Raw genomic sequence first — 12,743 nt, 5'->3', positions numbered from 1 at the left:
GTGTTCCGTCCGCCGCCCCGTGTCAGGCGGACGTCGATCGTGATTTGCGATCCTACTGACGGTCACTGACAACGGTGGGCGGTAGGGTGCCGGAGGTGCAGTCGAGGGCCGTGGATCGCCCGAGAAATCAGGGCATTTCACGCGGTCGGGAGCGAGCGGGACCTTCAACGCCGGTCCTGGAAGCCTCGTTGACGGGCAGCGGGGACGCGCGCGAGCGGCGTACACAACACCTCCACATCCGGCTGCATCACCGGACACACCAACCGAGGGGGAACAGCAGGTGAGCATGACGGCTTCCGCTTCCGCGACGGCCGGCGCGACCGGCGGAGCGGGCACCGGAGCCCCTTCGGGGGCCGGCACGGGCCTCGGCTTCTGCCGCGTCACCATCGTCGCGCCCGACAGCCGGATCGACGTGGCACTGCCCGACGACGTCCCGGTCGCCGACCTCAATCCGGAAATCCTGCGGCTCTCCCAGCAGAGCCCCGCCGAGGGCGCACCGGTCGGCTACCACCTCGTACGCCGTGACGGCACCGTCCTCGACAGCGCCCGGTCGTTCGCCGCGCAGCGGATCCTCGACGGCGAGCTGCTCACCCTGCGCCCGTTCTCCGAGTCGCTGCCGCCGGCCGTCTTCGACGACGTCTCCGAAGCGGTCGCCTCGGCCGTCACCCGCGACCGCACCCTGTGGAACGGCGACCTGACCCGCGGCGCCGGACTCATCGGCGGCGGTGTCCTGCCCGCGCTCCTGGCCTTCGTCACGTGGACGGCCGAGCCGCACCACAACATGCACAGCCTCCAGGGTGTCCTCGCCGCGGTGGCCGGCCTCCTCCTCGTCGTCCTCGCCTGCGTCCGCGCCAGGGTCTACGACGACCGCGGCTCGGCCATCGCGCTCGGCCTCGGCGCCCTGCCGAACGTGGCGGTGGCGGGCTCCGGCCTGCTGCCCCTTGCCGACCACCAGGGAATCGGCAGGCTCCAGTTCCTGCTGGCCTGCACGGCCGTACTGCTCGCCTCCGTGGTCCTCACCCTGGTCTCGCCGGGCGGCGACGGTCCCTTCGTGGCCTTCGTCTTCGCGTCGGCAGTCGGCGTACTCACGACCTTCATCGCCATCCTCACGGACCTGACGGCCGTGGAGACCGCCGGCCTGTGCGCGCCGCTCTCCGTAGGGGCCCTCGCGTTCCTGCCGGGCCTGTCCATGCGCTTCGCCCGCCTGCCCATCGGCTTCGAACCCCCGAGCATGGCCCGCGGCGAGTACGGCGACGACCCCGCGAACCAGGAGCCCGTCGAGGCCGACCGCATCGCGGCCCAGGCCCGCCGCGGCCACGAGCTGCTCGTCGGCCTGGTCGGCGGCTGCGCCCTGGTGTCCGTCGGCGCCGCTGCCGTCCTCGGCTTCTCGCACGACGTATGGGGCCAGCTCCTCGCCTTCGCCACCGGCGTCGCGATGCTGATGCGCGCCCAGCTCTTCCGCTACACCGCGCAGGTCGCCTCCCTCCTCGCGGCAGGACTCGCCGCCCTCGTCCTGCTGGGCCTCGGCCTCTCGCTCCACCCGCCGCTGGACTACCTGGACGACTTCTTCAGGAAGGGTGACAGCACCGCCCTCGACATCCGCACGGTCTGGCTCGTCGCGGTGATCGCGGCGGCCACGGCACTGATCACATCGATCGGCCTGATCACGCCCCGCCGCGGAGTGAGCCCCTTCTGGGGACGCTTCATGGAGATCGCGGAGACGTTCGTCCTGCTCACGCTGGTCCCGCTGACGCTCGCCGTCTTCGACGTGTACGCGAAGGCCCGCTCCATGACCGGCTGACCGGACGGTCGGGTCCACACGGAGCGGCTGGTACGCTGTGTGACGGCCGTTTGTGTACGCGCCCTCAGGTCTCCGGTTCTCCGGAATCTGAAGACTGCGCCCAGCGGACCTCGCCTCCCGAGTAACGGAAGCTCCCCTGAGATGTGGACCAGGGGCACTCGGTGGCCACGAAAAGACTACGAGGAGTACGCGTGTCGCTCGACGCCGCTACGAAGAAGCAGATCATCACCGAGTTCGGCCAGAAGGAGGGCGACACCGGCTCCCCCGAGGTCCAGGTCGCCATGCTGTCCCGCCGGATCTCGGACCTGACCGAGCACCTCAAGACGCACAAGCACGACCACCACTCCCGTCGTGGTCTGCTGATCCTGGTCGGCCAGCGTCGCCGCCTTCTGCAGTACCTGGCCAAGAAGGACATCCAGCGCTTCCGTACGCTGGTCGAGCGCCTCGGCATCCGCCGTGGTGCGGCCGGCGCCCGCTAAGACGCCGTGAAGGGAGCGGTTCCCACCGACAGGGGGCCGCTCCCTTTGCTGTACGTGCGAAGTGTCACAGCCCCTTTGTAGTCTGGACACGCGAACAAAAGCACCACCGCACGCATCACCACATGCATGCGTCGCTTCGATGCACCGCACCCAGTTGCACCGCATCACCGCGACGCATCACCGCACGAGGAGAAGCGCACCCTCGCCGCCGCCGGTCCTCGGTAGTGGCCCCCGGGAGACGGATCCCGTCCACCCCGGGTGCTTCGATCGAAGACCGGCCCGCACACAAGGCGCGCGCTTCTCCGGCCCCGTCCCTCCGCCACACGGGCGGAACGGGACAAAAGACGAAAAGTAACGGAGAAAACGCTAGTGGAGAACGAGACCCACTACGCCGAGGCCGTCATCGACAACGGCACTTTCGGCACCCGCACCATCCGCTTCGAGACGGGCCGTCTGGCCCGTCAGGCCGCCGGCTCCGCCGTGGCGTACCTGGACGACGACACCATGGTGCTGTCGGCCACGAGCGCTTCGAAGAAGCCCAAGGACCAGCTCGACTTCTTCCCCCTCACGGTGGACGTCGAGGAGCGGATGTACTCGGCCGGCAAGATCCCCGGCTCCTTCTTCCGCCGTGAGGGCCGTCCCTCCGAGGACGCGGTCCTGACCTGCCGCCTCATCGACCGCCCGCTGCGTCCGTCCTTCAAGAAGGGCCTTCGCAACGAGATCCAGGTCGTCGAGACGGTCATGGCGCTCAACCCCGACCACCTGTACGACGTGGTCGCCATCAACGCCGCCTCCTGCTCCACGCAGCTGGCCGGCCTGCCCTTCTCCGGCCCGGTCGGCGGCACCCGTGTCGCGCTGATCAAGGGCCAGTGGGTCGCGTTCCCGACGCACACCGAGCTCGAGGACGCCGTCTTCGACATGGTCGTCGCCGGTCGCGTCCTCGAGGACGGCGACGTCGCGATCATGATGGTCGAGGCCGAGGCCACCGAGAAGACCATCGAGCTCGTCAAGGGCGGCGCCCAGGCGCCGACCGAAGAGGTCGTCGCCGCCGGTCTCGAGGCCGCGAAGCCCTTCATCAAGGTCCTCTGCAAGGCCCAGTCGGAGCTGGCCGCCAAGGCCGCCAAGCCGACCGGCGAGTTCCCGATCTTCCTCGACTTCGAGGACGACGTGCTCGAGGCCCTCACGGCCGCCGTCAGGACCGAGCTCGCCCAGGCGCTCACCATCGCCGGCAAGCAGGACCGCGAGGCCGAGCTGGACCGCGTCAAGGGTCTGGCCGCCGAGAAGCTGCTCCCGAAGTTCGAGGGCCGCGAGAAGGAGATCTCGGCGGCGTACCGCGCGCTGACGAAGTCCCTGGTCCGCGAGCGCGTCATCAAGGACAAGGTCCGCATCGACGGCCGGGGCGTCACGGACATCCGTACGCTCGCCGCCGAGGTCGAGGCCATCCCGCGCGTGCACGGCTCGGCGCTCTTCGAGCGTGGCGAGACCCAGATCCTGGGCGTCACCACCCTCAACATGCTCCGCATGGAGCAGCAGCTGGACACCCTTTCCCCGGTGACCCGCAAGCGCTACATGCACAACTACAACTTCCCGCCTTACTCGGTCGGCGAGACGGGCCGCGTCGGCGCCCCGAAGCGCCGCGAGATCGGCCACGGCGCGCTCGCCGAGCGCGCCATCGTGCCGGTCCTGCCGACGCGCGAGGAGTTCCCGTACGCGATCCGTCAGGTCTCCGAGGCCCTCGGTTCCAACGGCTCGACGTCCATGGGCTCGGTCTGCGCCTCCACCATGTCGCTGCTGAACGCCGGTGTGCCGCTGAAGGCCCCCGTCGCCGGTATCGCCATGGGCCTGATCTCCCAGGAGATCAAGGGCGAGACGCACTACGTCGCCCTCACCGACATCCTCGGTGCGGAGGACGCCTTCGGTGACATGGACTTCAAGGTCGCCGGCACCAAGGACTTCGTCACCGCCCTCCAGCTCGACACCAAGCTGGACGGCATCCCGGCCTCCGTCCTGGCCGCGGCCCTCAAGCAGGCCCGCGACGCCCGCCTCCACATCCTCGACGTGATGATGGAAGCGATCGACACGCCGGACGAGATGTCCCCGAACGCCCCGCGGATCATCACGGTCAAGATCCCCGTGGACAAGATCGGTGAGGTCATCGGCCCGAAGGGCAAGATGATCAACCAGATCCAGGAGGACACCGGCGCCGACATCACGATCGAGGACGACGGCACCATCTACATCGGTGCCGCCGACGGCCCGGCGGCCGAGGCCGCCCGCGCCACGATCAACTCGATCGCCAACCCGACCATGCCGGAGGTCGGCGAGCGTTACCTGGGCACCGTCGTGAAGACGACGACCTTCGGTGCGTTCGTGTCCCTGCTCCCGGGCAAGGACGGCCTGCTGCACATCTCGCAGATCCGCAAGCTGGCCGGCGGCAAGCGCGTGGAGAACGTCGAGGACGTTCTCGGCGTGGGCGCCAAGGTCCAGGTCGAGATCGCCGAGATCGACTCCCGCGGCAAGCTCTCCCTCATCCCCGTCGTCGAGGGCGAAGAGGGCGACGAGACGAAGGACGACACCGACAAGTGACGTCCCGTAGCTCCAAGGCGACGGCCCGCACCTCCTCGGAGGCGCGGGCCGTCGCCCGTACCCAAACCCTGATCAAGGGCGAGAACGGCATCGGTACGGTCCGTAGGACCACCCTCCCCGGCGGCCTGCGCATCGTCACCGAGACGCTGCCCTCCGTACGCTCCGCGACCTTCGGTATCTGGGCGAACGTCGGCTCCCGCGACGAGACGCCCACGCTGAACGGCGCGACGCATTACCTCGAGCACCTCCTCTTCAAGGGCACCTCCCGCCGGAGCGCCCTCGACATCTCCTCCATGATCGACGCGGTCGGCGGCGAGATGAACGCCTTCACGGCGAAGGAGTACACGTGCTACTACGCGCGCGTGCTCGACACCGACCTCCCCCTCGCGATCGACGTCGTCTGCGACATGCTGACCGGCTCCCTCATCGAGGAAGCGGACGTCGACGCCGAGCGCGGCGTGATCCTCGAAGAGATCGCGATGACGGAGGACGACCCGGGCGACTGCGTGCACGACCTGTTCGCGCACACCATGCTCGGCGACACCCCGCTCGGACGCCCGGTCCTCGGCACGGTCGACACGATCAACGCACTGAACCGCGGCCAGATCGCCCGCTTCTACAAGAAGCACTACGACCCGACGCACCTCGTCGTCGCTGCCGCGGGCAACGTCGACCACAACAAGGTCGTACGCCAGGTCCGCGCCGCCTTCGAGAAGGCCGGCGCCCTCACCCGCACCGACGCCGTCCCCATGGCCCCGCGCGACGGCCGCAAGCCCCTGCGCGCGGCCGGCCGCATGGAGCTCCTCGGCCGCAAGACCGAGCAGGCCCACGTCATCCTCGGCATGCCGGGCCTCGCCCGCACCGACGAGCGCCGCTGGGCCATGGGCGTCCTCAACACCGCCCTGGGCGGCGGCATGTCGTCCCGCCTCTTCCAGGAGGTCAGGGAGAAGCGCGGCCTCGCCTACAGCGTGTACTCGTACACGTCGGGCTTCGCGGACTGCGGCCTCTTCGGGGTCTACGCGGGATGCCGGCCCAGCCAGGTCCACGACGTGCTCAAGATCTGCCGCGACGAGCTCACCCACGTCGCGGAGCACGGCCTGTCCGACGACGAGATCGGCCGCGCCATCGGCCAGCTCTCCGGCTCCACCGTCCTCGGCCTCGAGGACACCGGCGCGCTCATGAACCGCATCGGCAAGAGCGAGCTCTGCTGGGGCGAGCAGATGTCCGTCAGCGACATGCTGGAGGAGATCGCTTCGGTCACCCCCGACGAGGTGCGCGCGGTGGCCCGCGACATCCTGGGGCAGCGCCCCTCGCTGTCGGTCATCGGCCCGCTCAAGGACAAGCAGGCGGCGCGCCTGCACGAAGCGGTGGCGTAGCCCACCCGTTCGCAACTCGCGTAAGGAACGAAGAAGATGAGCAAGCTGCGCGTGGCGGTCCTCGGCGCCGGGGGCCGCATCGGCTCCGAGGCCGTACGGGCCGTCGAGGCCGCCGACGACATGGAACTGGTCGCGGCGCTCGGCCGGGGCGACAAGCTGGAGACCCTCACGGAGTCCGGCGCCCAGGTCGCGGTCGAACTGACCACGCCCGACTCGGTGATGGACAACCTCGACTTCTGCGTACGCCACGGCATCCACGCCGTCGTCGGCACCACCGGCTGGACCGAGGACCGTCTCGCCAAGCTCACCACCTGGCTCGCGGACTCCCCGCGGACCGGTGTGCTCATCGCCCCGAACTTCTCCATCGGGGCCGTCCTCACCATGAAGTTCGCCGAGGCCGCGGCGCCCTACTTCGAGTCCGTCGAGGTCATCGAGCTGCACCACCCGAAGAAGGTGGACGCGCCCAGCGGCACGGCCGCCCGTACGGCGCAGCTCATCGCGGCGGCCCGCGAGAAGGCCGGCAGCGCGCCGCAGCCGGACGCCACGGCCACCGCTCTCGACGGCGCCCGCGGCGCGGACGTCGACGGCGTCCCGGTCCACTCCGTGCGCATGCGCGGCCTCCTCGCCCACCAGGAGGTCCTCCTGGGCGGCGAGGGCGAGACGCTGACCATCCGCCACGACTCGCTGCACCACAGCAGCTTCATGCCGGGCATCCTGCTCGGCGCCCGCCGCGTCGTGACCGCTCCCGGCCTCACCTTCGGCCTGGAACACTTCCTCGACCTGAACGTCTGACGGACCTCATGCGCGCAAAGCTCACCTACCTCGTCACCGCCCTCGTCCTGGTCTTCTACTTCGTCCTGGTCGGCAGCCGCGGCCTGCTCCTCATCGAGCAGGGCACCCTGCTCACCGTCACGTTCGGCGTGGCCGTGCTGATCCTGCCGGTGATCGGCCTGTGGTTCCTCTGGGCCAACACCCAGTTCGTCCGCAAGGCGAACCGCCTCGCCGAGCTCCTGGAGGCCGAGGGCGGCCTGCCCGTGGACGAGCTGCGGCGCGACCAGTACGGCCGCATCGACCGCGACTCCGCCGACGAGGTCTTCGCCCGCCGCAAGGCGGAGACCGAGGACACTCCGGGGGACTGGCGCTGCTGGTTCCGCCTCGCCGTGGCCTACCGCGACGCCCGCGACACCCCGCGCGCCCGCAAGGCGATGCAGCGAGCCATCGCCCTCCAGGAGGGCAGGACGGTCAGCGTCTGAGGACATGTGAGTCCCGAGTACACGTGAAGGGCCGCGCCGGTGTTCCGGCGCGGCCCTTCACGTATGCGTCGTTCAGGCGTGCTGCGGCCGGTACTCCTCGGCCCACACCTCGATCGTGTCCGCCGCCCGGTCGAAGGCCTCGGTCCTCGCGAGGAAGTCCGCGCCGTGACTGGTGACCAGGGCCGAGCTCTCATCGGCCTTGTCCCGCCGTACGAGGAGCAGCGCCTGCCCCTGCACCGTGCGGGGGAGTCCGAGCCAGCGGACCGGCTGCTGGACCGTGCGGACCGTCACGACCTGGGCCCACGGAACCGTCTGGGTCTGGAAGAAGGCCACACGGCGCAGGCCGTGCGCGCTCACCCACGTACCCATCCGCAGCAGCCGCAAGGCCGCTCCGATGATGAGCAGCGCGATGAGACCGCACGCCGCGCCCCCGCCGAGACCACCCGTGAAGGCGATGATCACCGCGGCGAACATGACGTACGAGGCGAGCAGCAGGAGCAGTGCGGCGAATCCCACGCGCCACGGCCCCGGCCGGTAGGGACGCCGCCATTGGTCGCGATCGTCGAAAGGCAGCGCGACGTCGTCGGCCACCTCGTCAAAAGCGCGGTCGGCCGTCAGGAAGGGCAGGGGCACGACTGGTCCTCACTCAATCCACGCTGTATTCGGGCTGTGCCCGGTGAGGCTACCTAGGCGTGCGCCTGCCTTCCACCCCTGGGGGGCCGGACGGGGGCAGGCCGGTCAGCGACCGTCGGACGCTTGGGACTGCTGCGTGTGTGCCGGTGCCTGACCGGACGACAGGGCGGGCATCCCCAGGAGCAGGGCGCCCACGAGCCCGGCGACGACGGTGAGGCCGACGAGCGAGCGACCGGCGATCTGGCCGGCCGACGCGCGTTCGCGCGGGGGCGGAGTGACGTTACTGCGGAACTTGTCGGCTTCGGCGATGAAGGCGAACGGAACGGGCTCGCGCCGACGGAACATGGGTGCTGCTTCTCCTCGTCAAGATCGAAACGTTCGGATCATGGAACGGCTCCGGCCATCGAGTGGGGTCAGAGCGCCGGGAGCGGCGAACGAACCGCCCCGCTACCCATACAGACGCACGGATGCCCCAAAAGGTGCCCAGTTTCGCCGAATTAGCAGAAGTTCGGCGATGTTCGGATCGGAATGTCGCGAGGCGCGACCGAATGCCCCGTTGTCAGAGCCTGCCCGTAGAGTGGGCGCCGCCCGAGCGAAGTGATGGAAGGACCCCTCGAACCGTGACCGAAACCCCTGCTGACGACCTCAAGCCGACCTTCCGCGGCGACGTGACGGTCGAGCTGGTCAAGCACACCGCGAGCGATACCGACGTGCTGTTCGCCGCCCGCGTCTCCACCGCGGGAGAGCAGTCCCTCGACGAGCTGACCAAGGACCCGGAGCGCTCCAAGGGCCTGATCAACTTCCTGATGCGGGACCGTCACGGCAGCCCCTTCGAGCACAACTCGATGACGTTCTTCATCAACGCCCCGATCTTCGTGTTCCGCGAGTTCATGCGACACCGCGCGGGCTGGTCGTACAACGAGGAGTCGGGCCGCTACAGGGAGCTCCAGCCGGTCTTCTACGTCCCGGAGGCCTCCCGCAAGCTGGTGCAGCAGGGCCGCCCCGGCAAGTACCAGTTCGTCGAGGGCACGCAGGGCCAGCAGGAGCTCACCGGCCGCGTGATGGAGGACTCGTACCGCCAGGCGTACGAGGCGTACCAGGAGATGCTCGCCGCGGGCGTCGCCCGCGAGGTGGCCCGTTCCGTCCTCCCGGTCGGCCTTTTCTCCTCGATGTACGCGACGTGCAACGCACGCTCCCTGATGCACTTCCTCGGCCTGCGCACCCAGCACGAGCTGGCCAAGGTCCCGTCCTTCCCGCAGCGGGAGATCGAGATGGTCGGCGAGAAGATGGAGGCGGAGTGGGCCAAGCTCATGCCGCTCACCTACGCCGCATTCAACGGGAACGGCCGGGTCGCGCCGTAGTCAGGGAAACGTGGATTCGGTACAGATGTACGGTTCAGCCGTGCGAAGCGTCCGTATTGCGGCATTTCGGAAAGTTCATCTAGCCTGATCAAACGGACCCGGCACTGCTTGAACCCCCGAGCAGGCAGTGCCGGGATCCACCCCCGCCACACCCCCTGACATCCCCCGAGGGGGGACCGCGCGCTGAGCAGCGAGTAGCGTATTACCCATGGCTCCGACCTCCACTCCGCAGACCCCCTTCGGGCGGGTCCTCACCGCTATGGTCACGCCGTTCGCGGCGGACGGCGCACTTGACCTCGACGGCGCGCAGCGACTCGCCGCCCACCTGGTGGACGCAGGCAACGACGGACTCGTCGTCAACGGCACCACCGGCGAGTCCCCGACCACCAGCGACGCGGAGAAAGCGGATCTCGTACGAGCCGTACGACAGGCGGTCGGCGACCGCGCCCATGTCATCGCCGGCGTCGGTACGAACGACACCCGCCACAGCATCGAGCTCGCCCGCGCCGCCGAAAAGGCCGGAGCGCACGGCCTGCTCACGGTGACGCCGTACTACAACAAGCCCCCGCAGGAAGGCCTCCTGCGACACTTCACCGCGATCGCCGACGCCACCGAGCTGCCGGTGATGCTGTACGACATCCCGGGCCGCAGCGGCGTACCCATCAACACCGAGACGATCGTCCGTCTCGCGGAGCACCCGCGCATCGTCGCCAACAAGGACGCCAAGGGCGACCTCGGCCGCGCCAGCTGGGCCATCGCCCGCTCCGGCCTCGCCTGGTACTCCGGCGACGACATGCTCAACCTGCCGCTGCTCTCCGTGGGCGCGGTCGGCTTCGTCTCCGTCGTCGGCCATGTCGTCACCCCCGACCTGCGCGCCATGCTCGACGCGTTCGTCAGCGGCGACGTGCAGAAGGCCACCGAGATCCACCAGAAGCTGCTCCCGGTCTTCACCGGCATGTTCCGCACGCAGGGCGTCATCACGACCAAGGCGGCACTCGCCCTCCAGGGCCAGCCCGCCGGTCCGCTGCGCCTGCCCCTCGTGGAGCTGACGCCCGACGAGACCGCCCAGCTCAAGATCGATCTCGCCGCGGGCGGGGTACAGCTCTAAACACAGACTTCACAACTGAATACGCACGCCCGCAGGACACAGCTCCTGCGCCCAACACAAGACAACTGCTACTGCACGAACGTCACGCGCGCCACGTGCCTAACAGGTACGTGGCGCGCGTGGTGAGGAGAGTCTTTTGAGTCATCCGCATCCTGAACTCGGCGCCCCGCCGAAGCTCCCGAAGGGCGGCCTGCGCGTCACCCCGCTCGGCGGCCTCGGTGAGATCGGCCGCAACATGACGGTCTTCGAGTACGACGGCCGCCTGCTCATCGTCGACTGCGGCGTGCTCTTCCCCGAGGAGGAGCAGCCCGGCATCGACCTGATCCTGCCGGACTTCACGTCCATCAGGGACCGCCTCGACGACATCGACGGCATCGTGCTCACGCACGGCCACGAGGACCACATCGGCGGCGTCCCGTACCTCCTGCGCGAGAAGCCGGACATCCCGCTGATCGGCTCCAAGCTGACGCTCGCTCTCATCGAGGCGAAGCTCCAGGAGCACCGCATCCGCCCGTACACGCTCGAGGTCGCCGAGGGCGACCGCGAACGCCTGGGCCCCTTCGACTGCCAGTTCGTGGCGGTCAACCACTCCATCCCGGACGCGCTCGCGGTCGCCATCCGCACGCCGGCCGGCATGGTCGTCCACACCGGCGACTTCAAGATGGACCAGCTCCCGCTGGACCGCCGCCTCACGGACCTCCCCACGTTCGCCAAGCTCGGCGAGGAAGGCATTGACCTTCTGCTCACCGACTCGACGAACGCCGAGGTCCCGGGCTTCGTCCCGCCCGAGCGCGACATCTCGAACGTGATCCGCGGCGTCTTCGCGGGCGCTCAGAAGCGCATCATCGTCGCGTCCTTCGCCAGCCACGTGCACCGCATCCAGCAGATCCTGGACGCCGCTCACGAGTACGGCCGCCGGGTCGCCTTCGTCGGCCGCTCGATGGTGCGCAACATGGGCATCGCCCGTGACCTCGGTTATCTGAAGGTCCCGCCGGGCCTGGTCGTGGACGTCAAGACGCTCGACGACCTCCCGGACAACGAGATCGTCCTCGTCTGCACCGGCTCGCAGGGCGAACCGATGGCCGCGCTGTCGCGCATGGCCAACCGCGACCACCAGATCCGGATCGTCTCCGGCGACACGGTGATCCTGGCGTCGTCCCTGATCCCGGGCAACGAGAACGCGGTCTACCGCGTCATCAACGGCCTGACCCGCTGGGGCGCGAACGTCGTCCACAAGGGCAACGCCAAGGTCCACGTCTCGGGCCACGCCTCGGCCGGCGAGCTGCTGTACTTCTACAACATCTGCAAGCCGAAGAACCTGATGCCGGTCCACGGCGAATGGCGCCACCTGCGCGCCAACGCCGAACTCGGCGCCCTCACCGGCGTCCCGCACGACCGCATCGTGATCGCCGAGGACGGCGTCGTCGTCGACCTCGTCGGCGGCAAGGCCAGAATCGTCGGCAAGGTCCAGGCCGGTTACGTCTACGTGGACGGCCTTTCGGTCGGCGACGTCGGCGAACCCGCGCTCAAGGACCGCAAGATCCTCGGCGACGAGGGCATCATCTCGGTCTTCGTCGTGGTGGACTCCAGCACCGGCAAGATCACCAGCGGCCCGACCATCCAGGCGCGTGGCTCCGGCATCGACGACTCGGCGTTCAGCGCCGTCATGCCGCGGATCCAGGAAGTCCTGGACAAGTCGGCCCAGGACGGTGTCGTCGAACCCCACCAGCTGCAGCAGCTCATCCGCCGCACGCTGGGCAAGTGGGTCTCCGACACCTACCGTCGGCGACCGATGATCCTCCCGGTCGTCGTGGAGGTCTGACGCACCGTCGGAGCGGGGCGCCTCGATTTGCATCGAGGCGCCCCGCTCCAGTAGGTTTACGGCTCCGCCCGAGGGGAACCCGGCGCACTCACGTGCCCGATTGAAACTCCCCGAGTGGGCCGGAAATTCCGACTCAGAATCTCTGATAAAGTCGGAACCGCCGGAAAGGGAAACGCGAAAAGCCGAAAGGCCGGAGCGGAAACCTGAAAGGCGCCGAGGAAATCGGACACGAAAGAGTCTGATAGAGTCGGAAACGCAAGACCGAAGGGAAACTGCCCGGAGGAAAGCCTGAGAGAGTCTCTCGGGTGAGTACAAAGGAAGCGT

11 protein-coding genes are annotated in these 12,743 nt (G+C 69.0%); 9 read left to right on the top strand and 2 right to left on the bottom strand.

Features of this window, described 5'->3' with window-relative positions:
- Positions 1 to 286 precede the first annotated feature (286 nt).
- The 6 genes from eccD (at position 287) to ACWIGU_RS40290 (ending at position 7,495) form a co-directional block, all read left to right on the top strand.
- Positions 287 to 1,801: a type VII secretion integral membrane protein EccD gene (gene eccD, locus ACWIGU_RS40315; protein WP_454406800.1), complete on the top strand. Its 1,515-nt coding sequence runs from the start codon at positions 287 to 289 to the stop codon at positions 1,799 to 1,801.
- 191 nt (positions 1,802 to 1,992) lie between these two features.
- Positions 1,993 to 2,280, top strand: coding sequence for a 30S ribosomal protein S15 (gene rpsO, locus ACWIGU_RS40310; protein WP_116509164.1), 288 nt, complete (start codon positions 1,993 to 1,995; stop codon positions 2,278 to 2,280).
- A gap of 369 nt (positions 2,281 to 2,649) precedes the next feature.
- Positions 2,650 to 4,866: a polyribonucleotide nucleotidyltransferase gene (locus ACWIGU_RS40305; RefSeq protein WP_454406799.1), complete on the top strand. Its 2,217-nt coding sequence runs from the start codon at positions 2,650 to 2,652 to the stop codon at positions 4,864 to 4,866.
- Positions 4,863 to 6,242, top strand: coding sequence for a M16 family metallopeptidase (locus ACWIGU_RS40300; protein WP_356282368.1), 1,380 nt, complete (start codon positions 4,863 to 4,865; stop codon positions 6,240 to 6,242). The genes ACWIGU_RS40305 and ACWIGU_RS40300 overlap by 4 nt, the downstream gene beginning before the upstream one ends.
- Before the next feature lie 36 nt (positions 6,243 to 6,278).
- Positions 6,279 to 7,034: a 4-hydroxy-tetrahydrodipicolinate reductase gene (gene dapB, locus ACWIGU_RS40295; RefSeq protein ID WP_454406797.1), complete on the top strand. Its 756-nt coding sequence runs from the start codon at positions 6,279 to 6,281 to the stop codon at positions 7,032 to 7,034.
- Positions 7,035 to 7,042: 8 nt separating this feature from the next.
- Positions 7,043 to 7,495, top strand: coding sequence for a hypothetical protein (locus ACWIGU_RS40290; protein WP_329433839.1), 453 nt, complete (start codon positions 7,043 to 7,045; stop codon positions 7,493 to 7,495).
- 72 nt (positions 7,496 to 7,567) lie between these two features.
- On the opposite strand, the gene ACWIGU_RS40285 is transcribed toward ACWIGU_RS40290, so the two are convergent.
- Both ACWIGU_RS40285 and ACWIGU_RS40280 read right to left on the bottom strand, forming a co-directional pair.
- Positions 7,568 to 8,128 (bottom strand): PH domain-containing protein, encoded by a 561-nt coding sequence (locus ACWIGU_RS40285; protein ID WP_454406796.1) that lies wholly within the window; start codon positions 8,126 to 8,128, stop codon positions 7,568 to 7,570.
- A 105-nt stretch (positions 8,129 to 8,233) separates the two neighbouring features.
- A complete protein-coding gene (locus tag ACWIGU_RS40280) occupies positions 8,234 to 8,473 on the bottom strand; it encodes a hypothetical protein (RefSeq protein WP_376537090.1) in 240 nt (79 codons plus the stop codon).
- Between the two features lie 275 nt (positions 8,474 to 8,748).
- Between ACWIGU_RS40280 and thyX the strand changes: the two genes are divergently transcribed.
- The 3 genes from thyX (at position 8,749) to ACWIGU_RS40265 (ending at position 12,419) form a co-directional block, all read left to right on the top strand.
- On the top strand, positions 8,749 to 9,489 hold the full coding sequence (gene thyX / locus ACWIGU_RS40275) for an FAD-dependent thymidylate synthase (protein ID WP_100595173.1): 741 nt from the start codon (positions 8,749 to 8,751) through the stop codon (positions 9,487 to 9,489).
- Positions 9,490 to 9,697: 208 nt separating this feature from the next.
- Positions 9,698 to 10,597 (top strand): 4-hydroxy-tetrahydrodipicolinate synthase, encoded by a 900-nt coding sequence (dapA, locus tag ACWIGU_RS40270; protein ID WP_356282380.1) that lies wholly within the window; start codon positions 9,698 to 9,700, stop codon positions 10,595 to 10,597.
- A 136-nt stretch (positions 10,598 to 10,733) separates the two neighbouring features.
- Complete coding sequence (locus ACWIGU_RS40265; RefSeq protein WP_362908625.1) at positions 10,734 to 12,419, top strand: ribonuclease J; 1,686 nt, start codon at positions 10,734 to 10,736, stop codon at positions 12,417 to 12,419.
- Positions 12,420 to 12,743 lie beyond the last annotated feature (324 nt).

Source organism: Streptomyces sp. NPDC055400 (genome assembly GCF_053644375.1).
This window is presented reverse-complemented; position numbering and strand designations above follow the sequence as displayed.